Source organism: Cyanobium sp. Copco_Reservoir_LC18 (assembly GCF_009834675.1).
GTDB lineage: Bacteria > Cyanobacteriota > Cyanobacteriia > PCC-6307 > Cyanobiaceae > Cyanobium > Cyanobium minutissimum.
Genome location: NZ_ASAC01000003.1, coordinates 132,489 through 159,053, shown reverse-complemented (window position 1 = coordinate 159,053; position 26,565 = coordinate 132,489). Strand labels below are relative to the sequence as shown.

At 72.0% G+C, this 26,565-nt stretch carries 25 protein-coding genes and 1 tRNA gene; 14 read left to right on the top strand and 12 right to left on the bottom strand.

Translation table 11 applies throughout. From position 1 onward, the window contains the following. Window positions 1–11 precede the first annotated feature (11 nt). From L107_RS00980 to L107_RS00955, 6 genes are all read right to left on the bottom strand, one after another. Window positions 12–962: a lysylphosphatidylglycerol synthase domain-containing protein gene (locus L107_RS00980; protein WP_159816021.1), complete on the bottom strand. Its 951-nt coding sequence runs from the start codon at window positions 960–962 to the stop codon at window positions 12–14. Further along, window positions 959–2,221: a polysaccharide pyruvyl transferase family protein gene (locus tag L107_RS00975; protein WP_159816020.1), complete on the bottom strand. Its 1,263-nt coding sequence runs from the start codon at window positions 2,219–2,221 to the stop codon at window positions 959–961. The genes L107_RS00980 and L107_RS00975 overlap by 4 nt, the downstream gene beginning before the upstream one ends. 13 nt (window positions 2,222–2,234) lie before the next feature. Beyond that, the gene (locus L107_RS00970; protein WP_159816019.1) at window positions 2,235–3,359 is read right to left on the bottom strand and encodes a Coenzyme F420 hydrogenase/dehydrogenase, beta subunit C-terminal domain; all 1,125 of its coding nucleotides are present in this window, start codon (window positions 3,357–3,359) and stop codon (window positions 2,235–2,237) included. Window position 3,360: 1 nt separating this feature from the next. Next, entirely contained in the window at window positions 3,361–4,296 is a 936-nt protein-coding gene (locus tag L107_RS00965; protein ID WP_159816018.1) for a glycosyltransferase family 2 protein, read from the bottom strand. Between the two features lie 67 nt (window positions 4,297–4,363). Then, window positions 4,364–5,968 (bottom strand): hypothetical protein, encoded by a 1,605-nt coding sequence (locus L107_RS00960; RefSeq protein WP_159816017.1) that lies wholly within the window; start codon window positions 5,966–5,968, stop codon window positions 4,364–4,366. Window positions 5,969–6,030: 62 nt separating this feature from the next. After that, window positions 6,031–6,993, bottom strand: a complete 963-nt coding sequence (locus L107_RS00955) for a bifunctional riboflavin kinase/FAD synthetase (RefSeq protein WP_159816016.1) — start codon at window positions 6,991–6,993, stop codon at window positions 6,031–6,033. A gap of 63 nt (window positions 6,994–7,056) precedes the next feature. Between L107_RS00955 and L107_RS00950 the strand changes: the two genes are divergently transcribed. Beyond that, entirely contained in the window at window positions 7,057–7,638 is a 582-nt protein-coding gene (locus L107_RS00950) for a DUF3611 family protein (RefSeq protein ID WP_159816015.1), read from the top strand. On the opposite strand, the gene surE is transcribed toward L107_RS00950, so the two are convergent. Further along, entirely contained in the window at window positions 7,623–8,441 is an 819-nt protein-coding gene (gene surE / locus L107_RS00945) for a 5'/3'-nucleotidase SurE (RefSeq protein ID WP_159816014.1), read from the bottom strand. The genes L107_RS00950 and surE overlap by 16 nt on opposite strands. A gap of 73 nt (window positions 8,442–8,514) precedes the next feature. Between surE and pheS the strand changes: the two genes are divergently transcribed. From pheS to L107_RS00925, 4 genes are read left to right on the top strand one after another with little or no spacing between them, the layout of a single operon-like run. Beyond that, the gene (gene pheS, locus L107_RS00940) at window positions 8,515–9,522 is read left to right on the top strand and encodes a phenylalanine--tRNA ligase subunit alpha (RefSeq protein WP_159816013.1); all 1,008 of its coding nucleotides are present in this window, start codon (window positions 8,515–8,517) and stop codon (window positions 9,520–9,522) included. A 41-nt stretch (window positions 9,523–9,563) separates the two neighbouring features. After that, window positions 9,564–10,490: an NAD(+) kinase gene (locus L107_RS00935; protein WP_106220670.1), complete on the top strand. Its 927-nt coding sequence runs from the start codon at window positions 9,564–9,566 to the stop codon at window positions 10,488–10,490. Then, window positions 10,487–11,167, top strand: a complete 681-nt coding sequence (locus tag L107_RS00930; RefSeq protein ID WP_159816012.1) for a response regulator transcription factor — start codon at window positions 10,487–10,489, stop codon at window positions 11,165–11,167. Before L107_RS00935 ends, L107_RS00930 begins: the two co-directional genes overlap by 4 nt. Further along, the gene (locus tag L107_RS00925) at window positions 11,164–11,673 is read left to right on the top strand and encodes a DUF192 domain-containing protein (protein ID WP_159816011.1); all 510 of its coding nucleotides are present in this window, start codon (window positions 11,164–11,166) and stop codon (window positions 11,671–11,673) included. Before L107_RS00930 ends, L107_RS00925 begins: the two co-directional genes overlap by 4 nt. Here L107_RS00925 and cbiE read toward each other — a convergent pair. Then, a complete protein-coding gene (gene cbiE / locus L107_RS00920; protein WP_159816010.1) occupies window positions 11,627–12,922 on the bottom strand; it encodes a precorrin-6y C5,15-methyltransferase (decarboxylating) subunit CbiE in 1,296 nt (431 codons plus the stop codon). The genes L107_RS00925 and cbiE overlap by 47 nt on opposite strands. Window positions 12,923–12,957: 35 nt before the next feature. Here cbiE and L107_RS00915 point away from each other — a divergent pair, with 35 nt between their 5' ends. Continuing rightward, window positions 12,958–13,221: a hypothetical protein gene (locus L107_RS00915; RefSeq protein WP_159816009.1), complete on the top strand. Its 264-nt coding sequence runs from the start codon at window positions 12,958–12,960 to the stop codon at window positions 13,219–13,221. On the opposite strand, the gene L107_RS00910 is transcribed toward L107_RS00915, so the two are convergent. Further along, entirely contained in the window at window positions 13,191–15,308 is a 2,118-nt protein-coding gene (locus L107_RS00910) for an acyltransferase family protein (RefSeq protein WP_159816008.1), read from the bottom strand. The genes L107_RS00915 and L107_RS00910 overlap by 31 nt on opposite strands. 108 nt (window positions 15,309–15,416) lie before the next feature. Between L107_RS00910 and L107_RS00905 the strand changes: the two genes are divergently transcribed. From L107_RS00905 to ribD, 3 genes are read left to right on the top strand one after another with little or no spacing between them, the layout of a single operon-like run. Then, a complete protein-coding gene (locus tag L107_RS00905; RefSeq protein WP_159816007.1) occupies window positions 15,417–17,924 on the top strand; it encodes a GH116 family glycosyl hydrolase in 2,508 nt (835 codons plus the stop codon). Next, window positions 17,921–18,430 carry a DUF3122 domain-containing protein gene (locus tag L107_RS00900; protein WP_159816006.1) on the top strand — a complete coding sequence of 170 codons (510 nt, stop codon included), beginning with the start codon at window positions 17,921–17,923 and terminating at the stop codon, window positions 18,428–18,430. The genes L107_RS00905 and L107_RS00900 overlap by 4 nt, the downstream gene beginning before the upstream one ends. After that, window positions 18,427–19,560 carry a bifunctional diaminohydroxyphosphoribosylaminopyrimidine deaminase/5-amino-6-(5-phosphoribosylamino)uracil reductase RibD gene (gene ribD, locus L107_RS00895; protein ID WP_236550426.1) on the top strand — a complete coding sequence of 378 codons (1,134 nt, stop codon included), beginning with the start codon at window positions 18,427–18,429 and terminating at the stop codon, window positions 19,558–19,560. Before L107_RS00900 ends, ribD begins: the two co-directional genes overlap by 4 nt. Here ribD and L107_RS00890 read toward each other — a convergent pair. From L107_RS00890 to L107_RS00880, 3 genes are read right to left on the bottom strand one after another with little or no spacing between them, the layout of a single operon-like run. Beyond that, entirely contained in the window at window positions 19,526–20,008 is a 483-nt protein-coding gene (locus tag L107_RS00890; RefSeq protein ID WP_159816004.1) for a DUF427 domain-containing protein, read from the bottom strand. The genes ribD and L107_RS00890 overlap by 35 nt on opposite strands. 5 nt (window positions 20,009–20,013) lie before the next feature. Next, window positions 20,014–20,268 (bottom strand): Nif11-like leader peptide family RiPP precursor, encoded by a 255-nt coding sequence (locus L107_RS00885; protein WP_159816003.1) that lies wholly within the window; start codon window positions 20,266–20,268, stop codon window positions 20,014–20,016. Window positions 20,269–20,294: 26 nt separating this feature from the next. Then, window positions 20,295–20,999, bottom strand: a complete 705-nt coding sequence (locus tag L107_RS00880; protein WP_159816002.1) for an SOS response-associated peptidase — start codon at window positions 20,997–20,999, stop codon at window positions 20,295–20,297. A 107-nt stretch (window positions 21,000–21,106) separates the two neighbouring features. On the opposite strand from L107_RS00880, the gene ftsH reads away from it, so the two are divergent. The 5 genes from ftsH to L107_RS00855 all read left to right on the top strand — a co-directional run bounded on the left by ftsH (window position 21,107) and on the right by L107_RS00855 (window position 26,463). Then, window positions 21,107–22,999, top strand: coding sequence for an ATP-dependent zinc metalloprotease FtsH (ftsH, locus tag L107_RS00875; RefSeq protein WP_159816001.1), 1,893 nt, complete (start codon window positions 21,107–21,109; stop codon window positions 22,997–22,999). A 70-nt stretch (window positions 23,000–23,069) separates the two neighbouring features. Then, the gene (locus L107_RS00870) at window positions 23,070–24,605 is read left to right on the top strand and encodes a glycosyltransferase family 39 protein (RefSeq protein WP_159816000.1); all 1,536 of its coding nucleotides are present in this window, start codon (window positions 23,070–23,072) and stop codon (window positions 24,603–24,605) included. Window positions 24,606–24,651: 46 nt separating this feature from the next. Continuing rightward, window positions 24,652–25,614, top strand: a complete 963-nt coding sequence (argF, locus tag L107_RS00865; protein WP_159815999.1) for an ornithine carbamoyltransferase — start codon at window positions 24,652–24,654, stop codon at window positions 25,612–25,614. Window positions 25,615–25,711: 97 nt separating this feature from the next. Then, window positions 25,712–26,326, top strand: a complete 615-nt coding sequence (gene lexA / locus L107_RS00860) for a transcriptional repressor LexA (RefSeq protein ID WP_159815998.1) — start codon at window positions 25,712–25,714, stop codon at window positions 26,324–26,326. A gap of 64 nt (window positions 26,327–26,390) precedes the next feature. Continuing rightward, window positions 26,391–26,463: transfer RNA gene (locus L107_RS00855), tRNA-Ala, on the top strand. The last annotated feature ends 102 nt before the right edge of the window (window positions 26,464–26,565 follow it).

Genomic DNA, 26,565 nt, shown 5'->3' with positions numbered 1-26,565 from the left:
GGAGGGCGTCGTCAGGCGGCTGGCGGGGCGGCCGCGGCGGCGGGGTCCGGCCCCAGGGCCAGGGCCACCAGGGCCAGCAGCACCTCGACCAGCAGGTAGAGGACGCGGTGCACGGCCACCACCACCAGGGAGGTGTCGGCCGCGAGGAAGGGATCCAGGGCCAGGGCCAGCACCACCTCCCGCACCCCCAGCCCCGCCGGGGCGAAGGGCACCAGGTACCCGGCCACCCAGGCGAGGCAGTAGACGCCGATCACCGCCGGCCAGGCTGGACCGGCACCCAGGAACGGCCGCAGACACAGCCAGAAGGAGGCCCCGAGCGCGGCCCAGCCCAGCAGCAGGCTCAAGCTGGCCGCCCGGGGGGGGCGCAGCCGGATCAGCCAGGGCAGCAGCCGCGAGGAGCGGCGGCGCAGCCTCGGCAGGGCCACCGCCAGGGCCCCGGCCAGGGCCAGCAGCACCGCCCCCAGGGGCAGCGCCAGGGTGGGCGGGACCCGGCCCAGGGCCTCCAGGAGCCTCAGGTAGAAGGCGGGCTGGGCCAGCCCCAGCAGGACGACGCCGATCAGCAGGGCCGATCCGACCACCCAGCCGTTCTCGGCGAGGATCGAGTCGCGGATGGCGGTGGCCGGGGCCTGGCGGGCCCGCAGCATGGCGATGCGACTGACGAACTGCCAGATGGACCCCGGCACGTACTTGGCCAGCTGGGCCAGGTTGTACATGTAGAAGCCATCGCGGCGGCTCACCGGGATGGCGCAGTGCCGCGTCGCCAGCAGCATGGCGACGTTCATCCCCAGCTTGCCGAGCACCAGCAGGGCCGCCACGGCCGCCAGCTCCGGTGGGGAGAACCGGGCCAGGTCCTGGACGATCACCTGCCGCCGGGTGATGGCGAAGGCGGCCACGGCGACCACGACCAGGCCGATCCAGATCCACTTCACGAGGACGCCCAGGGGGCTGGAGGGCCACTTCAAGGGGTGAGCAGCGGCTGCACCGCATCGAACTGACGGGCGGCGAGGGCCTGCACCCCCGGCAGCGCGGCGACGATGCGGTCGCGGCGCTCCGCCCGCTCGGCGATCAGCCGTTGGATCAGGGCCACGGTGCGGGGTCGGTCGAGGTCGGCGCCGTCGAAGACCATGTCGGCCTGGCCGAAGCGCTCCATCACCTCCAGGTACTTGTGGCTCCAGCCCATCACCAGCACCGGAACGCCCACCACCAGGGCGCCGACCATGGCGTGGAAGCGGGACACCGCATGGACGTCACAGGCCCCGAGGATGCGATGGATCTGGGCGGCGTTCCAGCCGTCCTCGAACCCCACCACGGAGCCGGCGACGGCCGGATCGAGGTGGGTCAGCGTGGCCCGCAGCAGGGGCAGGTCGTTGTTGTGGAGGCGGGTTTCCCCCCGGCCCCGGGTGGCGTTGGGGTAGAGGGCCACCCCATGGCCAAGCCCCACCAGGTCGGTGATCAGGCCCGCCAGCCAGCGGGGGTAGTCGTGGCCCGCCGCCGCCGCGCGCCGGGCGATCACGGCGCTGGGGCAGACGCCGACGATCGGCCGGCCCCGCTCCCGCAGCGCCTGCAGGGCCAGCAGCCGCCCGTCGAGGCCGGGGGCGGGGGTGCTGAGGCCGAAGCGGCCCTCGAACAGAAAGGCCACATCGTCGCTGCGGCCGTAGCAGCCGCCGGATCCCAGCAGGCCGGCCACGTGGCGCTGGGTCACCTCACCGCGGGTGTGGAGGCGGTGGCAGCGGGACAGGAACCAGTGGGCCAGCGGGCGGTTGGGCCAGGTGCGGAACGGCCCCATCGCCTGGGACAGCTTCACGACGGGAACCCCGAGGATCATCGCCGGCCAGAGGGTGGCGATGTTGAAGGGCAGGAACTTGGCCCGGCCATCGATGAAGGAGACCCCGGCCAGGCAGAGCAGGGCCCGCGAGCGGGCCAGCGCCCGCACCGACGCCGGCAGCAGCCTCTGCAGGGGATGGAGCCGCAGGCCGCCCAGGAGCCGGTGCAGCACGGCCCCCGGCAGCAGCACCAGCACCAGATGGGCGGGGGTGGCCGAGAAGATCCCCACCCGGGGGTCGTTCACCAGCTGGCGGTCGACCGTGGGGTAGTAGCTGAACACCTCGAAGCGCAGCTGGGGCCCGCAGCGCTCCGAAAGCACGCCGACGGCCGTGCTCAGCATCGCCTCCGCACCGCGGTTGCCGTGGAAGGTGGCCGCGATGATCGCCACGGAGCTCATCGGATCCCCCGCTTCATTTCACCGACTCCAGACCCTTCTTGAGATACAGCAGCCCCCTGATCACGGGCCGGGGCAGGGCGAAGATCAGCCGGCGGCCCCAGGCGGACTCGCTCAGGCGCACATTGGCCAGGGTCCAGAGGGCATTGAGCTGGTCGTGCCAGGTGACCGGCGCCTGCACACGATCGGGGATCCTCAGCCCCAGCCAGCGGCCGGCCCGGGCCCGGGCCGTGACGTTGTAGTGGGCCGGACCGATGCGGGCCTGGCCATCCATGATGTCGCGGATGTCGAGGGCGGAGGCCGCCACGGCACCGGATCGGGTGGCGGCGTCGAACAGGGCCTGACCCGCCTCGGTGCGGGTGATCACGGCGGTGTGCTTGATCGGGTCGTTCTTGAGCCGGAACAGCCAGATGTCCCCCATCGTCAGATCGGCGGCATAGCCGTAGTGGTCATGGCAGGAGAGACATTTGCGCTCGCAGAAGAAGAACATGTTCTGGTAGTCGTTGAATGTCTTCGTGGGCCGGCGCAGCAGGGAGCCATCGGCGAATTCCGCCTCCAGATGGCCGCGCCAGTGGCCGATGCGGAAGCGGTAGGCCCGCAACGGCTGGCCCGCCTGCTTCTCCAGCCGGCCTGTGACGGCATCGATCAGGGCGGTGCGGGAGTTGTGGCCGCAGACCAGGGCGATGGTCAGCGCCAGCTTGGCCGCCAGGACGGGGTCCGTGCCGCAGCGCTGCCGCAGGGCGGCGATGTCGCAGGGCAGGCCCACCACCGCCACCCGCCCTTCGAAGCGGCGCAGCAGGGGCAGCACCGAGGGCAGGAAGCGGGATTCCACGTACTTGCTGCCGCGGGCGGCCAGGATCTGGTCCGGGTCGGTGGCGATCCGGAACCGGGGTCGCACCTTGCCGTCCTCCACCACCGCCACGCAGACCACGGCGCCGTCGAACAGGCCTTGGCGCAGCCCCTCGATCAGCACGGCGCTCGTGGTTCCCCCCGACGCGGCCCGTTCCCGGATGGCGCCGTCGGTGGCATGGGTGAGCCACGCCTCCCGCCAGGTGCCCACGTAGCGATCGATGTCCGCCGGGCTCCAGCGCTTCTTGAGAAAGCGGTCCAGAACGCTGCCGAAGGTGCGACGCTCCGCCATCTCAGGAACGGCTGCGGCGGGACTCGAAGCGGAGATCCTCGAGCAGCTTGCGATTGGCCGCGATCACATCGGTGACGAAGGCGATCAGCAAGGACTGGAAACCACCGACCAGCAGCACGGAGGCCAGGATCAGCGACTGGATGTGGCCGCCGCCCCGGCCGATCGACACCATGTAGAGGTAGCGGAAGCCGATCACCGTGCCGATGCCGAAGAGCAGCGTTCCCAGCAGCGCGAAGAACCGAAACGGCCGGTAGACCACGAAGATCCGCACGATCGTGACGATGCTGCGCTGGATGTAGGAGGGGATGCTCTTGACCAGCCGGGACGGGCGCTGGAAGCCGTTCACCCGCACCGGCACCGAGGTGATGCCGATGTTCTTCTGGCCCGCCTGGATGATCGTTTCCAGGGTGTAGGTGTAATCGCTGAACACCATCAGCTGCTGGGCCGCCCGGCGGCTCATGGCACGGAATCCGCTGGGGGCATCGGGAATGTCCGCACCACTCAGGCTGCGCACCACGCCGCTGCCGAGTTTCTGGAGCAGTTTCTTGGTGGGTGAGAAATGCTGGATCTGGCTGATGGGACGCTCGCCCACGACGATCTCGGCCTGCTGGTCGAGAATCGGAGCCACCAGCCGGGGGATGTCACGGGCGTCGTACTGGTTGTCGGCGTCGGTGTTGACGATCACATCCGCCCCCCGGGCCAGACAGGCATCCAGCCCGGTCATGAAGCCCCGGGCCAGGCCGCGGTTGTGGAAATGGCGCACCACGTGGTCGACGCCATGGGCGAGGGCCACCGCCGCCGTGTCGTCCTGGCTGCCGTCATCGATCACCAGCCATTCCACCTGATCGAAACCCTCCACCTGGCGCGGCAACGCCGCCAGCGCCACCGGCAGGGTGGCGGCCTCGTTGAAGCAGGGGATCTGGATGATGAGCTTCACGGCCTGACCCTCCGCCGTGGCCGATGGCGGCGCCCGGCCATGGCCCTCGATGGGGGAGACGCCATGATCACATGCCTGCTCCGTGATCAGGGGCCGGCCGCCCCTGGGGGGAACGCGGCTCGTCTGATGGAGAGCTCACGAGGATCACCAGGGAAAGAATCATCAGGGGGATCGCCGGTGCCGAATAGCGCGGAATGTTGTGGCTGAGCAGCCCATAGGCCAGCAGCATGCCCACCGGCAGCAGGGTGAGGGCCAGAAAGGAACCATTCCTGCGGATCACGCCCAGCAGGAACAGCACCACGAGGGCGGCATAGGACAGCAGCGCCAGCAGATCCTTGACCAGAACATAGATCGAACTGCCCTTGAAGTTGACGCCTTCATTGGGCCAGGACCAGAGGCCCCGCCAGAGGAACAGGGGGGTCATCATCAGGTGGCGGCCAGGATCGGAAAGAATCATCCGTTTCGCTTTCTCCCCCACCTGTTTCTCGGCCACTCGATTCGCATCGGGCACCCCCCGGGCCGCCGCCACGAAGATCAGCCGGTTCACCTCCGCCCCCACTTTGCGGTGATAGCTGATCACATCCTGAGGGCGACCCGCCATCGCGGCCCGGAGATCGGCCTGCTGGAAGTCGGAGCCGTAGCGGTTGATCCGCTGGTAGCGGCCGCCGGCCTGGAAGTCGGCTGGGGTGGCCCCGAGGCCCAGCAGGCGGGAGCCGTGCTGATAGAAGGAGGGACCCCAGAAATGGAGGGCCCCCGGGATTTCGGCGGCCGTCATGCCGTTCTTGATGGCCCGGGCGTACAGCACACGGCCACCCCTCTGGGTGAGCTGGACGGTGCCCAGCTGCAGCTGGTTGCGGATCATCCACGGCAGCACGGCCCCGGTGAACCCCAGCAGCAGCACGGCGGCGGCCGCCAGGGGCTGCCGGCGGCGACCACGGGCGGCGTCCCAGAGCGCGTGCAGCAGCAGAGCTCCGATGATCAGCAGGCAGACGTAGAAGAAGATCGCCTTGGTCAGGCTCAACAGGCCGAAGCAGAGTCCGGCGGCCAGAAACCAGCGGCGGCGGGAGGTGCGGACGGCCAGCACCAGGAACAGGCTGGACCAGAGCAGCATCACACTCGCCTGCAGCTCCGTGTAGAGCGTGTCGACGAACATCGGCACGGCAAAGAAGAAATACCCCACCAGCACCGTGGCGACCACCACCAGCAACACCCGGCCCGTGAGCACCTGGCAGAGCAGGGCCGTCGCCACCAGACCCAGCGCCGCCCAGTAAAGGTTGGCCCCCTTCACGGCGCGGGCGCCGGGCCCCTCCACCAGATCCCGATAGGAAGGCGCCTGGCCGGCCAGGGTCAACAGTTTCAGGTGGCCGGCGGTGACCAGATTCGGGACCGGCTCCCTCGCATTGGAGGCGGAAAAGGGCGCCCGTTCGGCCGTGGAAAACGCGCCATGGCTGGCCAGATTATGGGCCAGTCGCAGATTCACCAGGGCGTCCTTCTGACTGCCGGCCTCGGTGATCTGCGTGGCGCCGAGGGCCAGCATCGCCAGGATGGCCATCCCGACGATCAGCACCTTGATGGGGCCGGCACGACGACCGGACCGTCGCGACTGGCTGTCGATCCAGGCCTCGAATCGATCCGAGCCCTTGGTGACGAAGCTGGAAAGAATTCCGCCCATCACCCGTCGCCGGTGTGCCCCAGACAGTATCAGCAGGGAACCGGAACGGCCACGGCACAGCTTCAGCCGTCGGCGGGCAACAGGGCTTCCCCTCCGGCGCTGCGACCCATCTCCAGGGCGCGATCGGCATCCAGCCGGATCTGGCGGCTGAGGGCCTCGAGGCTCTCGAACGCCTGCTGCCGCCGCAGCAGTTTCAGGGGCTGGACGGTCAGCCGGGCCCCCGCCAGCTCCAGCCGGCGCTGCAGCAGGTGCACCTCCACCGCCGACGGGGCCAGGGGGTCCACCGTGGGCTGGGGCCCCAGGTTCATCACCGCCGCCATCGGCCCCTCGCCGCCGTCGCGCCAGGCCAGGGCCGCGTAGACCCCCTCCAGCGGCAGGAACTTGCGCCCGTCCACCGCCAGGTTGGCGGTGGGCCAGCCCAGCTGGCGTCCCAGGCCCCTGCCGCTCACCACCTGGCCACTGAAGCGGTAGGGACGCTCCAGCAGGCGGGCCGCCTCGTCGATGTCGCCGGCCGCCAGGGCCCGCCGGATGCGGCTGCTGCTCACCCGCTCGGCCCCGTCCCACAGCATCGGCACCACCTGCACATCGATGCCGAGGCTGGCGCCGATGCGGGCCAGGTCGTCCACGTCCCCGCGGCGATCGACCCCGAAGCGGAAGTTGGTGCCCACCGCGATGCGGCGGGCCTGGAGCCTTTCGGCCAGCACCTGGCGCACGAACGGCTCCGGGGTCAGCGCCGCCAGCTCGCGGGTGAAGGGCACCAGCACCAGCTGGGCGATGCCGAGGGGTTCGAGCAGTTCCAGTTTCTCCTCCGGCAGATCCAGACGCAGCCGCGTCTCGCCGTGGAGCACCTCCCGGGGGTGGGGCCAGAAACTGACCACCGTCGGCACGACCCGCTCCCGGGCGGCGGGCATGGGGGCGGTGACGGCGGCGATCACGCGACGGTGCCCCCGATGCAGGCCGTCGAAGCTGCCCAGGGCGACGGCGGTGGGGCGCAGGGCGCCGGGGGGGTCGTGAAGCGGGATCAACGGCCTCGGCCCTCGCCGGCTGGATCCTCCCATGCCAAGTTTGGGAGCACCGATCCCCTCTCCATGGCCGACCAGCTGGACCTGCAGCGCATGGCCGACGCCCTACGCCGCACGGGCTGGGTGCGCTTCTGGATCCAGCTGGCCCTCGGGGTGGTGGTGGTGGTGGTCCTGATGTTTAACAACATCGGCGGCCGGCTGGCGGCCAATTCCTCCCGTGCCCTGGGGCTGGGCCCCGGCCTTTCCCTCACCACCCTCTCGTTCCTGGTTCTGCTCTGGAGTCTGTGGCAATCCTGGCTGGTGGTGCGCTGCGGCCGTGCCCTGGCCAGCCCGGTGCGCCCCAGCCGGGGGGAGACCGCCCGCCTGGTGAAGCGGGGCCTGGTGGCCGATGTGGCCGGACTCACCCTGGCCTCCGTGGGCTACCAGGCCCTGGCCGGCAGCCTGTTCGTGCAGGCCTCCCAGCAGGTGCCCGGCTTCCTCGGGGCCCAGCTGCCGGCGACGCCGGGCAGCGGCGGCCGGGTGGTGGGGCTGCCGATCACCTCGATCGAGATGCTCTCGGTGCTCAGCAACACCCAGGTGCTGTTCGCCCACGTGCTGGCCCTGATCATCAGCCTCTGGCTGCTGCAACGGATCTACCGCAGGAGCTGATCCCGGCGCCCGAGCGACTCCACGGGCGGCAGTGACGCCACCGGCCCGCGCCAGAACAGCTCCGGCTGCAGGGGCGTCAGGGACGGTCCCCCCTGCTGCACCCAGGCCACATCGGTGGGCCACTCGGCGGGACCGGCGCCGGTGCCCTCCAGATCGTCGACCACCTCGCCGGCCAGCCAGTAGTAGGTGCGACCGCGGGGATCGCTGCGCTTCTCGAACTGATCGATGTAGCGTCGCACTGCCGTGCGACACCAGCGCAGCGGGGCGAGGGCATCGGCGGGCCGGGGCGGCACGTTGAGATTGAGCAGCAGCCCCTCGGGCCAGCCGCCGGCCAGCATCCGCTCGGCCACATCAAGGGCCAGGGCCGCCGCCGCCTCGAAGCGGCGCCAGTGGAAATCGGCGCTGCTGACCGCCAGGGCCGGCAGGCCCTCGATCGTCCCCTCCATCGCCGCCGACACCGTGCCCGAATAGAGGACGTCGGTGCCGAGGTTGGGGCCGTGGTTGATGCCGGAGAGCACCAGATCCGGCGGCTGCTCCAGCAGCCGGAACAGGGCCAGCTTGACGCAGTCGGAGGGGGTGCCGCTGCAGGCCCAGGCGGTGACCCCCGCCGCGAACAGCTCATCGGCCCGCTCCGCCCGCAGCGGCGTCTGCAGGGTGAGGCCATGGCCGGTGGCGGACCGTTCCCGGTCCGGGCAGACCACAGTGACCGTGGGGCCGCGGCCGGCCGCCTCGGCCGCCAGGGCCTGGATGCCGTCGGCGAAGACCCCGTCGTCGTTGCTGATCAGGATCCGGAGCGGTGCCATCGACCCTGAACAGGGGACTGCCGGCAAGCTAGACGCTGCTGCCTACAGTCGCTTCCTCCCCCCGATCCGTGCCGTGAGCACCACCGTCAGCCTGCAGCAGCTCACCGACCAGCTGGAGCGCCTGGAGGCGGAGGCCGCCGACGCCATCGCCGCCGCCGGGGACGCCGCGGCCCTCGAGGAGCTGCGGGTGGGCCTGCTGGGCAAGAAGGGGCGCCTCTCCGGGGTGCTCGGCGCCATGGGCCGGCTCCCCGGCGACGAGCGCCCCCTGGTGGGCCAGCGGGCCAACCGCCTCAAGGACCAGGTGCAGCAGCTGCTGGGAGCCCGGCTCGAGGCCGTGCGCAGCGCCGCCATGGCGGAGCGGCTGGAGCGGGAGCGGATCGATGTGACGGCGGCCTGCAGCTACGTGCCGCCGGGCCACCGCCATCCGCTGCAGAGCACGATCGAGGAGATCGTCGACATCTTCGCCGGCCTCGGCTACCGGGTGTCCGAGGGGCCGGAGATCGAGACCGACCACTACAACTTCACCGCCCTCAACATCCCGGAACACCACCCGGCCCGGGACATGCAGGACACCTTCTATCTGGGGGGCGACCGGCTGCTGCGCACCCACACCTCGCCGGTGCAGATCCGCCACCTCGAAGCCAACCCCCCGCCGGTGCGGGTGATCGCCCCCGGCCGGGTGTATCGCCGCGATGCGGTGGATGCCACCCACTCGCCGGTGTTCCACCAGGTGGAGGTGCTCGCCCTCGACGAGGGGCTGGATTTCAGTCACCTGCGCGGCACCGTCACCACCTTCCTGCAGCAGTTCTTCGGCGACCTGCCGGTGCGGTTCCGGGCCAGCTATTTCCCCTTCACCGAGCCCTCCGCCGAGGTGGACGTGCAGTGGCGGGGCCGCTGGCTGGAGGTGATGGGCTGCGGCATGGTGGATCCGGCGGTGCTGGAGGGCCTGGGCATCGATCCGGAGCGCTGGAGCGGCTTCGCCGCCGGTCTGGGGGTGGAGCGGTTCTGCATGGTGCGCCACGGCATCGACGACATCCGCAGGCTGTTCAACAGCGATCTGCGCTTCCTGGAGCAGTTCTGATCTCCCCCCATAAACTCGATGGGCCCCCACGAGCGCGATCGGTGCCCCGGGTCGGACTGATCGTCAACGACGGCAAGGATCTGGCGATCAGCACCGCCGACCTGATCGAGAACCGGCTGACCGCCGCCGGGCTGGAGGTGGCGCGGGTGAGCAGCTCCGGCGGCGTGGTGGGCTTCGCCAACCCCGACCAGCACCTGCGCTCCCGCGGCTATGCCGCCTGCGTGCCGGCCAGCTTCGACGAGGAGATGGCCCTGGCCCTGGTGCTGGGGGGGGACGGCACCGTCCTCTCCGCCGCCCGCCAGACCGCCCCGATCGGCGTGCCGATCCTGACGATCAACACCGGCCACCTGGGCTTCCTGGCCGAGGCCTATCTCAAGGATCTGGACCAGGCCCTGGCCCAGGTGGTGGCCGGGGAATGGACCGTGGAGGAGCGCTCCATGCTGGTGGTGAGCGTGATGCGGGGGGAGCAGCGGCGCTGGGAGGTGCTCTGTCTCAACGAGATGGCCCTGCACCGGGAGCCGCTCACCAGCATGTGCCACTTCGAGATCGCCATCGGCCGCCATGCCCCCGTCGACATCGCCGCCGACGGGGTGATCCTCTCCTCCCCCACCGGCTCCACCGCCTACGCCCTCAGCGCCGGCGGGCCGGTGATCACCCCCGACTGCCCGGTGCTGCAGCTGACGCCGATCGCCGCCCATTCCCTCGCCTCCCGGGCCCTGGTGTTCAGCGACCAGGAGCCGGTGACCGTGTTCCCCGCCACCCCCGAGCGGCTGATGATGGTGGTCGACGGCAGCGCCGGCTGTTACGTCTGGCCCGAGGACCGGGTGCTGGTGCGTCGCAGCGAGCACCCCGTCCGCTTCGTGCGGCTGGCCGACCATGAGTTCTTCCAGGTGCTGCGCAACAAGCTGGGCTGGGGCCTGCCCCATGTGGCCAAGCCCTCCAGCAGCCACGCCGACGCCCCCCTGTGACCGCGTCCCTGCCACCGACCGTCGTGCTGCTGGTGGGCCCGGAGGCCGCCGGCCTGGCACCGCGGCTGGAGGTCTCCGGCTACCGCACCGTGCTGGAGCAGTCAGGGGAGGACCTGCCGGCGGCGGCGGTCCTGTCGCCCGGCAGCGAAGAACGGATTCCGGAGCTGCGCCGCCGGCTGGGGGCCCGGCCGCTCCTGCTCGGCATCACCAGCGACAGCATCGAGAGCCGCAGCCGCTGCCTGGAGTGGGGCGCGGATGACTTCTGGCTGCCCACCCAGGGCACCAGCGACCTGCTCACCCGGCTGCGGCTGCACCTGGGCTTCGCCCGGCGCCAGGCCCCCACGCCGGTGTCCACGCTGCTGAAGGTGGCGGATCTGCGCGTCGACCCGGTGGCCTGCCAGGGGTGGCGCGGCCAGCGCCAGCTCAGCCTGACCGCCCGGGAATACCAGCTGCTGCTGCTGCTGCTGCGCCACAAGGGCACGGTGGTGAGCCGGGAGCAGATCCTCGAGGAGATCTGGGCCGACCAGGGCGGCGGCGCCAGCAACGTGATCGAGGTCTACGTGCGCTACCTGCGCCAGAAGCTGGAGCAGGGGGGGGAACCGCGGCTGATCCACACCGTGCGGGGCCGGGGCTACTGTCTCCGGGACGGGCGGCCTCCGGTGGGGCCCATGCCATGAGAGGTCCCTTCCTGCGGAGCCTGGCGGTCGCCAGCGCGGTCGGGCTGATCGGCTGCGGACCGGGCTTGAGCCAGAGCCCGCCCCAGTTCCTGCCGATCAGCGCCCAGTGGTGCCTGGAGGGGACGGTGCCGCCCCGCTGCATCCAGCTGGAGGTGCCCCGGGGGGAGCGCCAGTACGCCATGGGGCTGCAGCTGCGGCCACCGTTGCCGCCCCTGCGCGGCATGTGGTTCCCCTACGACCCCCCCGCGGTGGCCCGCTTCTGGATGCACCGCACCCCCGAACCGCTGGACATGCTGTTCATCCGCCACGGGCGCGTGGCCGCGCTGGAGCCGGATGTGCCCCCCTGCATGAACCTGCCCTGCCCCAGCTACGGCCCCGACACGCCGGTGGACGGGGTGCTGGAGCTGGCGGCCGGCCAGGCCGCTGCCCTGGGCATCACCGTGGGCACCCCGGTGCGGATCACGCCGCTGCCGGGAGCGACCCCTTCAGCACCAGCACCGGATTGAGGGGCGCCAGACGGGTGCCCTCCGCCAGGGGGGCGCCACGCCAGGCCTGGATCTGGCTGACGGTCACCCCCAGGCCGGCCTGCTCCAGCTGGGGCCTGAGCTGGGCCAGGGCTTCGACCGTGGCCAGGGGCAGGACCACCACCCCGCCGGGCCGCAGCCGGCCCAGCACCGCCTGAAGCCCCTCGGCGCGCCCCCGGCCGCCGCCGCCGATCAGCACCCGGTCGGGATCGGGCAGGGACCCCAGGGCCGCCGGAGCCTCCCCCTCCAGCACCGCCATGGGCCGCACCCCCAGCCGCTCCGCATTGGCGCCGATCAGGGCGGCGGCCCCGGGCCGGCGCTCCACCGCCCACAGCTCCAGGGCAGGGCGCAGGCGCAACGCCTCCAGCCCCACCGACCCCACCCCGGCGCCGATGTCCCAGAGCACCCCGTGCCCGGGGAGCTCCAGATCGGCCAGCAGCTGGATGCGCACCTCCCGCTTGGTCATCAGCCCCGGCTGGTCGGGGTGCTGCAGCCAGAGGCCATCGGCCAGGCCGAACAGGGGCAGGGTCTCCGGCGGAGGCACGGCGGGCTCGGCGGCGATCAGCAGCACCAGGTGCAGGGGATCGAGATCGGGCGGCAGGGGGTCGGCGGGGGCCAGCCGCTGCAGCCGCTCCGCCGGATGGCCCAGGCGTTCCCCCAGCCAGAGTTCATAGGCCGCCTCCAGCCCCGACGCCCGCAGGATGCGGCGAACGGCGTCGGCACCGCCGCGGGCCGGATCGGTCAGCACCGCCAGGGCGGCGGGCCGCTGCTGCAACCGGGCCGCCAGCGGCTCGGGATCGCGCCCGTGGAGGCTGATCCACGAGGCGTCCTGCCAGGGCCGGCCCAGGCGGGCGAAGGCCAGCTGCAGGGAGGTGGGGGCCGGGTGGAAGCGGAGCCGTTCGGCGGGAAGGTGCTGGAGCAGCAGGCGGCCGATGCCGAACCAGAGGGGGTCACCGCTGGCGAGCAGCACCACCCGCTGGCCGGCGGCGAGGGCCCGCTCCAGCCGCGGCAGCAGGTCGGCGGGCCTGTCGCTGGCGAGCAGCTCCGGGGCAGGGGCGCCGTCGCGCCAGGCCTCGAGCTCGGCCAGGAGCCGCCGCGGGGCCGCCACCAGGTCGGCCCGCCGGATCCGCTCCTGCCAGGGGCGGGAGAGACCCGCCAGGCCGGCGGCATCGGTGCCCAGCACCTCCAGCAGCGAACCCTCCAGCCGTGCCCCAGACCCAGTTCTGGCCATGATGCTCCCGCATGTGCCGGTCCCACCCCCTGACCATGAGCGATCGACGCCAGAGGATCCACACCCTGGTGCTGGCCCTGCTGGCCCACCAGAGTGACCTCGAGCTGCTCGATGACGACCGCTCCGGTCCCGGCGGCCATCCGCTCGGGAGCGCCGGGGACGCCGGCAACTGGCTGGAGCGCAACCGTCGCGTGGTGCAGCGCTACCAGTCGCTGGTGCGCAGCGCCGTGACCCTCGATGCCCTGATCGAACAGGAACTGGGCAGCGATCAGCTGGGCGGCGGCGCCGGCCCCGGCTGAGCCTCGAGGAAGGCCATCAGGCGCGGATAGAGCAGCAGGGCGCCCGCGTTGGTGAGGTGGGTCTCGTCGCTGTAGAGCAGCGTCCCGGCACGCACGCTGGAGCAGACCGCCTGCGACGGCGGGCAGAGGCTGTCGAAGGGGCTGAACAGGCGGGCGCCGGCCAGATCCCGGATGGAGCGCTCCTGCAGGCGCCGGGCCGGGGCGATGGCGGCAAGCTCCTGCCGGCGGGGCCGCAGCACCGGCTGGCACTGGGGACCCAGGGACCAGGCGGGACGGAACCATTCCGCCTGGCAGAGGGTGAGCGGGCCGCCGATCTTCTCCTGGGGGAAGGTGGGCAGGGGGCCGAACAGCACCAGTGCCCCGCCGCGGCGGCTCACCTCGGCTCCGAAGCGGCGCAGGGCGGCGGTGTAGGAGGCCTCGGCGCTGCGGAGGGCCGCCCCCCGGGCACCCTCCAGGTAGCCGGCCAGATTCGACACCAGCACCACCCGGTCCCCGGGCCGCAGGCGGGCCAGCACCCGGCGCTCCTCGTTGTCGGCGTAGGGCCGGCAGCGGCGGTAGCGGGCCGGCACCGGGGCGCCCTCCCCCCAGCGGGAGAAGAAGGGCACCGGACAGCCGCCCCGGGCCATGAAGGCCACGTTGAAACGGCCGCTGGCCAGCAGCTTCTCCCCCAGGGGGATCAGCACGTGGGTGTGGCTGTCCCCCAGGAAGAACAGGGTGGGAAGGTCCTTCCCCTTCGGTGCCAGGGCCAGGCAGGGGTCGGGACCATCGCCCCCGGCGACCGGATCGGTGGGCTCCTGGAAGCAGTGGACCGTGTCGACGGTCGTGCCGCCGATGCGCTTCATGTTGGCCGTGGTGCCGACGGTGTGGCGGCGCTCACCGACGAAGAGCCGGCCCAGCAGGGGCCCCTGCAGGCCCGCAGTGAAGGCGGCGACCAGCACGGTCATGGCCGGGTAGGCGAGGCCGGAGCGACCCAGGCCGGGGATGGCGGGGTGGCCGTAGCGGAACAGGCACTCGAGCCGGTAGGAGAGGGCCGTGCAGAGGGTGATCAGCACCAGCACCGGCAGCAGGGTGACGGCGTTGAACCCCACCGTCCAGCGGGCCAGCACGATCACCGGCCAGTGCCACAGATAGAGCGAATAGGACACCATGCCGATGGCCAGGCAGCCGGGGTGGCACAGCCAGCGGCCGAGGCCCCCGGCGGGCCGGAGCAGCAGCAGCAGCGCCGCCGTCAGCACCGTGATCCCCAGGGTGGTGCCCAGCCGCCAGGCCTCCGGCAGCAGCAGCAGGGCCAGCAACGCCACCAGGGCCACGGTGGCCAGGGGCTGGCGCCAGCGGGGCAGCGCCAGGCGCTGGCCCAGGTCGCGGGCGCTGCCGCTGCCGCGATGGAGCAGGTAGGCGCCGCAGCCCGCCGTCAGTTCCCAGAACCGGGCCGTGGTGAGGAAGAAGGCCCGCTCGCCGTTGCCGCCCAGGCTCAGGCCCAGATAGAGCGCCAGGGACAGGGCCAGCAGCAGCAGGCTGGCCACCTTGAGCCGCCGCAGGGCGCCGGCGCCGGCGCCGGCCACCCCCAGGCCGCAGAGCAGCAGCACCGCCGGCCAGACCAGATAGAACTGCTCCTCCACCCCCAGCGACCAGGTGTGCATGAAGACGTTGAAGTGGTTGTCGGTGGCGAAGTAGTTCGAGCCCTGCCGGAGCAGATAGAGATTGGAGACCCCGAACAGGGCGGCCAGGCCGGTCCGCATCACCGGCGCGAAGAAATCATCGAGCGGCGAAACCACCATCGAGAACAGGGCCGAAACGACGGCGATGTTCACCACCAGCGCCGGCATCAGCCGCCGGATGCGGCGTCCATAGAACCGGCGCAGGAACTGCCAGCGGCTGCCGTCCCGCCGCGCCAGCAGCGAGGACGTCACCACATAGCCCGAGATCACGAAGAAGATGTCCACCCCGAGGAAGCCCCCCGGCAGCCAGCGGGGATCGAGGTGGTTGATCAGCACGGCGAGGACGGCCACGGCCCGCAGGCCGTCGATCTCGGGCCGGTAGGCCCTCGAGCGTTGCGGCGGCCGCAGGCCCGGGCCGAAAAGCCGCACCAGAGAATTCACGCCGCCCCGACGATTGCAGGCAGGGTAATGGCGATTCTGGACGGGCCCTCGCTGAGGGGGCAGCTCTGACAAGCTGGGCCCACCTCGTCTGGCCCCATGGCGCCCTTCGGCCTCTCCGCTCTCCAGAACCTGCGGCGCGGCAGGAATCCCTGGCAGCCCCCCGAGGCCAGCTGGTCGCGGCCCTTCGGCCAGGGCTGGAGCCAGCCCTACACGGTGCGCTACGCCAGCAACCTCGACGACGGCCCCAACCACGGCATGCCCCTGGGGGGCTTCGGCGCCGGCTGCCTGGGGCGGGGCCTCGACGGTGCCTTCAACCTCTGGCACCTCGATGGAGGGGAGCACTGGTTCGGCGTGCTGCCCGACTGCCAGTTCGCCCTGTTCGAGCGGGACGGCGACGGTCGCCGGGCCCATGCCCTGGCCACGCAGCCCGAGGGCGACGCTTCCCGCCCCGACGCCGGCCCGCCGCTAGCCGCCTGGAGCTGGTATCCCGCCGCCACGGCGGAGCAGCCGAGCGGCACCGTGGCGGTGCGCTACCCGATCAGCTCGCACCATTACGCCTCCGTGTTCCGCGCTGACGTGCGCTGTGAGGCCTTCAGCCCGATCCTTCCCGGCGACTACCGGCGCACCAGTTACCCCGTCGCCGTCTTCGCCTGGACGTTCAGCAACCCCACCCACCAGCCGCTGGAGCTGTCGCTGCTGCTGAGCTGGCGCAACACCGTCGGCTGGTTCACCAACACCGACCCGGCGGCGGAGATCCACTTCCGGGACGACGGCAGCCCGGAGCACAACTACGTGCCGGCGATCGGCCGCGGCAAGGGGCAGCGCAACCGCTGGGTCGACGGGGCCGGCCTCAAGGGTCTGCTGCTGGAGGGGGAGCGCTCCCAGCCCCTGGCCGAGGGTGAAGGGCAGTGGTGTCTGGCGGTGCCCGACGAGGCGGCGCTGAACCACCCGGGGGTGGAGGTGTTCCGCTGCAGCCGCTGGGATCCCAGCGGCGACGGGGCCGAACTCTGGGAACCCTTCAGCCGCGACGGCGCGATCCCCGACAGCGACAACGACCGCCGCAGCACCGGTGACGATCCCCTCAGCGCCGCCCTGGCGGTGCGCTTCCGGCTGGAGCCCGGGGCCACGCTCGAGCTGCCGGTGGTGATCAGCTGGGACCTGCCGGTGACGGCCTTCGCCACCGGCACCCGGGCCCTGCGCCGCTACACCGACTTCTTCGGCGCCGATGGCGAGAGCGCTGCGGCCATCGCCGGCGAAGCCCTGGCCGACTGGCGCGACTGGCACGCCGCGATCGAAGCCTGGCAGGCGCCGGTGGCGGGGCGCCACGACCTGCCGGAGCCCCTGCGCATGGCGCTGCTCAACGAGCTCTACGACCTGGCCAGCGGCGGCAGCCTCTGGACGGCCGCCAGCCCCGGCGATCCCGTGGGCCGCTTCGGGGTGCTCGAGTGCCTCGACTACGCCTGGTACGAAAGCCTCGACGTGCGGCTGTACGGCTCCTTCGCCCTGCTGCAGCTCTGGCCCGAGCTCGACAAGGCGGTGCTGCGCAGCTTCGCTCGCGCCATCCCGGCCGCCGATCCGACGCCGCGGCCGATCGGCTGGTACTTCACCCAGGGGCGGGGCCGGGTGGAGGCCCCCCGCAAGGTGGCCGGCGCCACCCCCCACGACCTCGGGGCCCCCAACGAGCGCCCCTTCGACGCCACCAACTACACCGCCTACCAGGACTGCAACCTCTGGAAGGACCTGGCCAGCGATTTCGTGCTGCAGGTCTGGCGCACCTACCGCCTGGCCCCCAGCGGCCCGGACATCGCCTTCCTGGCGGACTGCTGGCCGGCGGCGGTGACCGCCCTCGACTACCTCAAGCGCTTCGACGTCAACGACGACGGCCTGCCCGACAACGGCGGTGCCCCGGACCAGACCTTCGACGACTGGCCCCTGCAGGGGGTGAGCGCCTACTGCGGCGCCCTCTGGATCGCCGCCCTGGAGGCCGCCCTGGCCATCGGCCAGCAACTGCAGCTGGAGCTGGGGCTCGACACCGCCGAGGAGCAGCGGCGCTTCGGCGGCTGGCTGGAGCAGTCCCGAAGCCATTTCGATGCCCTGCTCTGGAACGGCGAGTACTACGCCATCGATGCCGGCAGCGGCACGCCGGTGGTGATGGCCGACCAGCTCTGCGGCGACTTCTACGCCCGCCTGCTGGGGCTGCCCCCGGTGGTGGCCGACGAGCGGGCCCGCTCGGCCCTGAACGCGATCCGCCAGGCCTGCTTCGAGTCCTTCGAGGGGGGCCGCCTCGGGGTGGCCAACGGCCTGCGCCGCGACGGCACCCCCCTCGATCCGAAGGGCACCCATCCCCTGGAGGTCTGGACCGGCATCAACTTCGGTCTGGCCGCCTACTACCGGCTGATGGACCAGACCGCCACCGCCTTCGCCATCACCGGGGCCGTCGTGCGCCAGGTGTACGAGGGGGGCCTGCAGTTCCGCACCCCGGAGGCGATCACCGCCGCCGGCACGTTCCGCGCCTGCCACTATCTGCGGGCCATGGCGATCTGGGCCCTCTGGGCCACCCACACCGGCTGGCAGCCGATCCCCGGCGCCGATCGCCAGCCATGAACCACCGGACCGGCGGGCTGATCGACGTCCTGCTGCTGGCGCCCGTGCTGGCCCTGATCCTGGCGATCGCCCCGGCGCCGGCCCTGGCCCAGGTCCATGCCCACCCCGATGCCCAGGGCACGCCGGTGGTGCGCAGCCTCGAGAGCCTGCGCGACCTCGACGACCAGAGCTGGCAGGTGGTGGCCTACCGGGAAGGGCCGCCGGGGGGACCGCTGCGGCTGCGGATCGTCGGCTACCCCGGCAAGGTGCGCCTTGACCATCCCACCGCCCTCGAGGTGCGCAGCGGCCGACTGCGCTGGGACCTGGAGGACGTCACCCTGGCCAGCACCGCCCTCGCCGGCGACACCCGTTCCGCCGCGGCCGAATTTGATCTGGCGCCGCTGCTGGCCGATCTGGACCGCGACCGCCCCCTGCGACTGCGGCTGCCACGGGTGTTCAGTGAACTGGCGGTGCCCCCCTACGTGGTGGCCGAATGGCGCAGCCTCCCGGACGCCCCTGCCCCATGAGCCCCGGCTCCCCCTGGCGCCGGTGGATGGCCCGGGCGCTGCAGCTGGCCGCCCTCGCCGAGGGGCGCACCAGCCCCAATCCCCTGGTGGGAGCCCTGGTGCTCGACCCAGGCGGCCAGCTGGTGGGGGAGGGATTCCATGCCCGTGCCGGCGAGGCCCATGCGGAGGTGGGGGCCCTGGCCCAGGCGGGCGAACGGGCCCGGGGCGGCACCCTGGTCGTGACCCTGGAACCCTGCTGCCACCACGGCCGCACCCCCCCCTGCAGCGAGGCGGTGCTCGCCGCCGGCATCGCCCGGGTGGTGCTGGCCATGGCCGACCCCAACCCGCGGGTGGCCGGCGGCGGCATCGCCCGCCTGCGGGCCGCAGGCCTGGAGGTGATCGAAGGGGTGATGGAGGCCGAGGCGCGCCGGCTGAATGCGCCCTTTCTGCATCGGATCGCCACCGGCCGGTCCCTGGGGATCCTCAAATGGGCCATGAGCCTGGATGGGCGCACGGCGCTCCCCAACGGCGTCAGCCAGTGGATCAGCGGTCCGGGGGCCCGGGACTGGGTGCACCAGCTGCGGGCCCGCTGCGATGCGGTGATCGTGGGGGGCGGCACGGTGCGGGCCGACGACCCCCTGCTCACCAGCCGGGGGCGGCGCACCCCGGAGCCGCTGCGGGTGGTGCTCAGCCGCGGCCTGGATCTGCCGGCGGCGGCCCAGCTGTGGGATCCGGCCCCGGCGGCGACGCTGCTGGTCCATGGGCCGGAGGCGCCGCAGGAGCGCCGCGACCGGTTCGATCGGCTGGGGGTGGAGCGCCTGGCCCTGGAGGCCTGCGAACCGGCGGCGCTGGCCATCGCCCTGGCCCGGCGGGGCTGCAACCGGGTGCTGTGGGAGTGCGGGCCGGTGCTGGCGGCGGCGGCCCTGCGCCAGGGCTGCGTGCAGCGGCTGGCCGCGGTGATCGCACCGACGCTGCTCGGCGGCCTCCCCGCCCGCACCCCCCTGGCGGACCTGGGCCTGGAGAGGCTGGAGGACGGCTGGGCCCTGTCGGAGGCGGCCACCGGCTGGCTGGGCCCGGACCTCCTCTGGCAGGGTTCGGTGAACGGAGGCCCTCCGCTCAGCGCAGTTCCGGGTGCCGGGGATCCCCCTTGAACGGTCCCTCCACGGCGCTGGTGATCCAGCCGCCGTAGAAGCCGCCGGGCTGGGGGACCACCCGCTCCCCATCCACCCAGCAGCCATCCATCAGCGCCGGATAGCAGGCCAGCCAGCCGGCCAGCGGCGTGAAGGCCGGGGTGGGCGAGGGGTAACTCCACAGCGCCCGCCGCAGGCGACGCTCCCCGCCTTCGCCCTCCGGGGCCACCAGATCGAAGTAGCGGGCCACGCCCTTCCACTCGCAGTAGCTGGAGCCGGGCGCGGGCTCCAGCAGGGTCAGGTCCACGTCCTCCGGGCAGAGATAGAAGACCGGGGGGTGAAAGGTTTCGAGCACCCGCAGGCTGCGCCGGGTGTCACACAGCACCCGCCCCAGGGCCTCCACCCGCACGTGCTGGCGGCACTCCACGAGGGCCGGGGGCCGGGGATAGCTGGCGACGGACTCGGCCATGGCCATCAGCCGGGGATGAAGTGGCGCAGCCGTCGCGCCTCGGCCCCGGCCCGCGCCTGCAGCTCCTCATCGCTGAGGCTGGCCTCGGCCCGCTGCTGGGCGGCGATCACGTCCGCCTCGTCGACGGCGAAACCGGCGCCGCGGGCCAGGGCCAGAAAGACCGCCAGATCGGGGGGGTCGGCCGGGTCATGGAGACGGCGATCGAGGGCGGCATCGGCGCGGGCGTGGGCCAGGAAGGCATCCAGCTGGTCGAGGCTCATGGGACCGGCATCGGGGCCCTACCTCTCTAGCGGCCCGCCGGGTCGTCCGCGGCGGCAGCCAGCAGATCGAGCTGAACGGCGGCCTGGGGCGGCGCCTCCAGCTTCACCGCCTCCCACGGGGCCGGGTCCCAGGGGGCCATCAGGGGTTCCAGGGCCCGCAGGGACGGACCGTCGACGGCGGCCAGCCACGCCTCCTCCAGGCCGTCGGGGATCACCACCGGCATCCGGTCGTGCACCCGGGCCAGCAGATCGTTGGGGGCGATGGTGAGCACGACGCAGGTCTCGAGCTCCCCCCCGTCCGCCCCCAGCCAGCGGTCCCAGAGCCCGCCGAGCCAGAAGGGGCGCCGATCCCGCCGCCGGAACAGCCAGGGCTGCTTCACGGGCCGGCCGTCCACCGTCTTCGCCTGCCATTCGTAGAAGCCATCGGCGGGGATCAGGGCCCGGCGGTGGCGCCAGGCACCACGGAAGAAGGGTTTCTCCGCCACTGTCTCGGCGCGGGCGTTGATGGGCCGGCGGCGGGCGCCGGGGTCGGGGCACCAGTCCGGCACCAGCCCCCACAGGGCCAGGGCCACCTCGAGCTGGCCATGCTCCTGGCGCTGCAGCAGCACCGGCTCCCCCGGCCGCACCTGGGGCCGGGGGGCGTAGTGGGCCTCCAGCCCCGGCGGCAGCGGCCCCTTGAGCCGCGGCAGCAGCCGGTCGAGGCGGGTGGCCAGGGAGTAGCGGCCGCACATGGGGGGGTGGGAAGCCGAGGGGCGGGGCGTTCGGTTCTCCCGACCGGGGGTGGGAACGGCGGGTGACGACCAGACCTAGCTTGGGCCCATTCGACGTTGCGCGCAGCATGGCCATCCGTCAGGACGACAACCGCCCCACCCGGCGTTTCGGCATCGTCAACCTGCTCCTGATCGGCTTCGGTGTGCTGCTGCTGTTCAGCAACTTCCTGCCCAACCCCGCCACCCAGGTGCCCCGGGTGCCCTATTCCCTGTTCATCGACCAGGTGAACGACGGCAACGTCAAGCGGGCCTACATCACCCAGGACCAGATCCGCTACGAGCTGACCAAGCCGCCGGAGGAGGGCGCCCCCACGGTGCTCTCCACCACGCCGATCTTCGACATGGAGCTGCCCCAGCGGCTGGAGCAGCACGGCGTCGAGTTCGCCGCGGCGCCGCCGAAGCGGCCCAGCTTCCTCACCACGGCCCTCAGCTGGGTGGTGCCGCCGCTGATCTTCATCCTGGTGCTGCAGTTCTTCGCCCGCCGCAGCGGCATGGGCGGCGGCGCCCAGGGGGCCCTGAGCTTCACCAAGTCGAAGGCCAAGGTCTACGTGCCCGATGAGGAGTCGCGGGTCACCTTCGCCGATGTGGCCGGGGTCGATGAGGCCAAGACCGAGCTCACCGAGATCGTCGACTTCCTCAAGACGCCCCAGCGCTACATGGACATCGGCGCCCGCATTCCCAAGGGCGTGCTGCTGGTGGGCCCCCCCGGCACCGGCAAGACCCTGCTCTCCAAGGCCGTGGCCGGCGAAGCCAGTGTGCCGTTCTTCATCATCTCCGGCTCGGAATTCGTCGAGCTGTTCGTGGGGGCCGGTGCCGCCCGCGTCCGCGACCTGTTCGAGGAGGCCAAGAAGAAGGCGCCCTGCATCATCTTCATCGACGAACTGGACGCCATCGGCAAGAGCCGCTCCGGCTCCATGGGCGTGGTGGGCGGCAATGACGAGCGGGAGCAGACCCTCAACCAGCTGCTCACCGAGATGGACGGCTTCACCGCCCAGGACAAGCCGGTGATCGTGCTGGCGGCCACCAACCAGCCCGAAACCCTGGATGCCGCCCTGCTGCGGCCGGGCCGCTTCGACCGCCAGGTGCTGGTGGACCGTCCCGACCTGTCCGGCCGCAAGATGATCCTCGACATCTACGGCAAGAAGGTGAAGCTCGCCGAGGGGGTGGATCTGGACAAGATCGCCCAGGCCACCAGCGGCTTCGCCGGCGCCGATCTGGCCAACCTGGTCAACGAGGCGGCCCTGCTGGCGGCCCGGGCCTATCGCACCACCGTGGAGCAGGCCGACCTCAACGAAGCCATCGAACGGGTGGTGGCGGGCCTGGAGAAGAAGAGCCGCGTGCTGCAGCCCGACGAGAAGAAGGTGGTGGCGTACCACGAGGTGGGCCACGCGATCGTGGGGCACCTGATGCCCGGCGGCAGCAAGGTGGCCAAGATCTCGATCGTGCCCCGGGGCATGGCGGCCCTCGGCTACACCCTCCAGCTGCCCACCGAGGAGCGGTTCCTCAACTCCAAGGAGGATCTCGAAGGCCAGATCGCCACCCTCCTGGGCGGTCGCTCCGCCGAGGAGGTGGTCTTCGGTGAGGTCACCACCGGCGCCGCCAACGACCTGCAGCGGGCCACCGACATCGCCGAGCAGATGATCGGCACCTACGGCATGAGCGAAACCCTCGGCCCCCTCGCCTACGACAAGCAGGGCGGCAGCCGCTTCCTGGGGGGCAACTCCAACCCCCGCCGGGCCGTCAGCGACGCCACCGCCCTGGAGATCGACAAGGAGGTGCGCGGCCTGGTGGACCGGGCCCACGAACGGGCCCTGGCGATCCTGCACCACAACCGCGAGCTGCTGGAGACCATCTCCCACAAGATCCTCGAGAAGGAGGTGATCGAAGGCGACGAGCTCAAGCAGCTGCTGGCCTCCAGCCAGCTGCCGGATGCGACGGTGCTCGAAGGGGCAGCGGCCTGAGCCGCCGGCGCCGGGACGGGCCTGGGAATCAGGCCTAAAGTCCCGGCAGTGGTCTCGGTTCAGCCGTGTCATGGGGGTCGGGACAGAGCCGTCGGCACCCCCAACCATCAACCGACCGCTCCAGCGCCCGCCCCAACGGCTCCTGACCGTCGTTCTGATCCTGGGCTGCCTCTGGGCCGCCGCACAGGGCCTGGCAACGGCCTATTCCTACTGGTCCGATGAGATCTGGTCGGTGGCCGCCAGCAGCGCCGACTGGGGCGTGCTGTTCCGGGACTGGCTTCTCCCCGACACCCATCCCCCCCTCTATCAGGTCCTGCTAAAGCTCTGGATCGGGGTCTTCGGCCAAGGGGAAACCGCCACCCGCAGCCTCAGCTTTCTGATCGCGGCCCTCGGCCTGGGGGTTGCCGCCCTGTGCAGTTCCGGGCGCGGCAGTGGTCGCCGGCTGGCCACGGTGGCCTTCCTGGGCACCAGCCCCTCCTTTCTCTTCTATGCCCAGGAGGCGCGCAGTTACGCCCTCTCGCTGACGCTCTCGACGCTGATGCTGGGCACGGCCCTGCTGCTGCGCCAGCGGCCGGAACGCCAGAGGGCCGCCCTGCGCTGGGGCTTCCGTCTCGCCTGCGTGCTGCTGTCGCTGACGCACTATTTCTCGCTGCTGTTCGTATTGGTGGTGCTGGCGGTGAGCGCCGCCGATGGCCAGGTGCTCCGGCGACGGCGGGAGGCGGCCGTCCTCGGGCTGCTGCTGCTGCTGCCGCCCCTCGGCCATGGGCTGGCCAGCTCGATCGGCACCAAGCTCGACCGGGTCAGCTGGATCGAGGTCAAGCCGATCACCGGCACCCTGGAGCAGTTCAGCCGCGGCCTGCTGCCCCTGCTGGACCTGAGCCAGGGACAGCTGGCCAAGCTGGGCCTGATCGGCCTGGTCGTGGCCGTCGGCTGTGCCTTCGGCTCGGCCGGAGCCCTGCGGCGCTTCGTGCTGACACCCAGCCACCGGCTGCCGATGGCCCTCGGGGAGGCCCGCTACCTGCTGCTGGTGCTCGGCCTGTTCCTGGTGCTGATGCTGGTGATCGATCCGATCAAGCCGATGAGCCAGGCCCGTTACCTGATCGTGGTGCTGCCGGCCATGGCCTATCTGGTGGGAACGGGCTGGGAGCTGACGGCCAGCCTGGGCCGCTTCCGCCGCGCCGCCCTTGCCGTGCTGCTGGCCATCGTGCTGCTCCTGCAGCTGCGGACCGGCCAGCGGTTGCTGGCGGAAAAACAGGCTCCACTGGAGAACTATCGGGCCATGGCGGTCTTCGTGAACAGCACCGGTGTCTGCACCGGCGGCTGCTGGAGCACGGGCTGGCCCCCGCAAGCCCTGATGGGCACCTACTTCCGTCCCGGCCAACTGCGGGATCTGGAGGAGCGGGACCCGGCGGACCCCACCGCCCTGAAGCAGCCGCTGCTGGCGTTCCACGGCAGCCGGCAGGGGATGAGGACGCTGAGCCGCGCCAACCCGGCCATGGCCTGCTGGGAGGCAGAGGGAGCCTGGCAGGCCAGGTCCTTCATCCTGCTGCCCCGCAGCAGCCCGGCGCAGCCCGCGCGCCACGGCCTGCGGCCCTGTCCCCCTTGACGTGGGGGGGGTCGATCTCGCATAAGGGTTCTTTGGGACGTGGGCCATGGTGTCCCCCTCAGCCCCGCTCGCCGCCCTCAGGGGCGGCGATCTGCTCTCCTCGGCCGACCTCGACGGTCCCCAGACCCTGGCCCTGCTGGAGCTGGCCCGCCAGCTGAAGGGCGGCGAGCGACGCATCGACCTGGCCGGCCGGGTGCTGGGGCTGATCTTCTCCAAGGCCTCCACCCGCACGCGGGTGAGCTTCATCGTCGCCATGGCCCGGCTGGGCGGCCAGACGATCGACCTCAACCCGGCCGTCACCCAGGTGGGCCGGGGCGAGCCGATCGCCGACACCGCCCGGGTGCTGAGCCGCTACTGCGATGCCCTGGCGATCCGCACCTTCGCCCAGGAGGACCTGGTCGACTACGCCCACTGGGCCTCGATCCCGGTGATCAACGCCCTCACCGACCTGGAGCACCCCTGCCAGGCCCTGGCAGACGCCCTGACCATCCAGGAGCGCTTCGGCCATGGCCCCAGCGACCTGCACGGCCTCACCCTGGCCTACGTGGGGGACGGCAACAACATGGCCCACTCACTGATGCTCGTCGGGGCCCTGCTGGGGATGGACGTGCGCATCGGCAGCCCCGACGGCTTCGCCCCCAGCCCGGCGGTGGTGGAGCAGGCCCGGTCCCTCACCGGCGGGCGGAGCTCGATCACGGTGCTGCAGGACCCCGTGGCCACGGCCCGGGGGGCCCATGTGCTCTACACCGATGTGTGGGCCTCCATGGGGCAGGAGGAGGAGCAGGCCCAGCGGGAGCGGGCCTTCGCCGGCTGGTGCCTCGACGAGGACCTGCTGGCCGAGGCCGATCCGCGGGCGATCGTGCTGCATTGCCTCCCCGCCCACCGCGGAGAGGAGATCAGCGCCGGGGTGATCGAGGGGGCCGCCAGCCGGGTGTTCGACCAGGCGGAGAACCGCCTGCACGTCCAGCAGGCCCTGCTCGCCACGCTGCTGGGGGGCGTCGGCGACTGAGGGCGCCGGCAGCGGGCACCGGGCGGCGGGCGCAGACCCGGCCCTGGACAAACCGTCCGTGGGGTGGCAGAAAGGGACTGGTTCATCCGTACTGCCCGTGGTCGCCACCCACCAGGAGCTCACCGAGGCCCAGCGGGAGCTCTACGACTGGCTCGCCGACTACATCGGCCACCACCGCCACAGCCCCTCGATCCGCCAGATGATGGAGGCCATGGGCCTGCGCTCCCCGGCGCCGATCCAGAGCCGCCTGCGCCACCTGCAGCAGAAGGGCTGGATCACCTGGCAGGAGGGCCAGGCCCGCACCCTGCAGCTGCTCGGCGAAAGACGCCCGGGCATCCCGGTGCTCGGGGCCGTGGCGGCCGGCGGCCTGGTGGAAACCTTCGACGACGTGCAGGAGCACCTCGATCTGGCCCCGGTGCTCGACACCCGCGGCCTGTTCGCCCTCACCGTCAACGGCGACTCGATGGTGGACGCCCACATCGCCCATGGCGACGTGGTGCTGATGGAGCCCGTGGCCGACCCCTCCCGGCTGCGCGAGGGCACGATCGTGAGCGCCCTGGTGCCCGGCAGCGGCACCACCCTCAAGCACTTCCACCGCCAGGGGGCCCAGGTGCGGCTGGAGGCCGCCAACCCCGCCTACGCCCCGATCCTGCTGCCGGCCGAGCAGGTGAGCGTGCAGGGTCGTCTGGTGGCGGTCTGGCGCCAGGTCTGAAGGGACCGGGCCCGCGCCCCCCACGTTGTAAGCTCCTCAAGCACCGGGAAACCGGCGCACCAATGGGGCCATAGCTCAGCTGGTAGAGCACCTGCATGGCATGCAGGGGGTCAGCGGTTCGAGTCCGCTTGGCTCCATTCAATTTTCCCAGTCCCCACCTGGGATCTCGCCCAAACGGCCCGGTGGCCGCTCCAGCGAGCACTTGCTTTCGACGGCGTTTTTGCAAACAATTTTGCAAA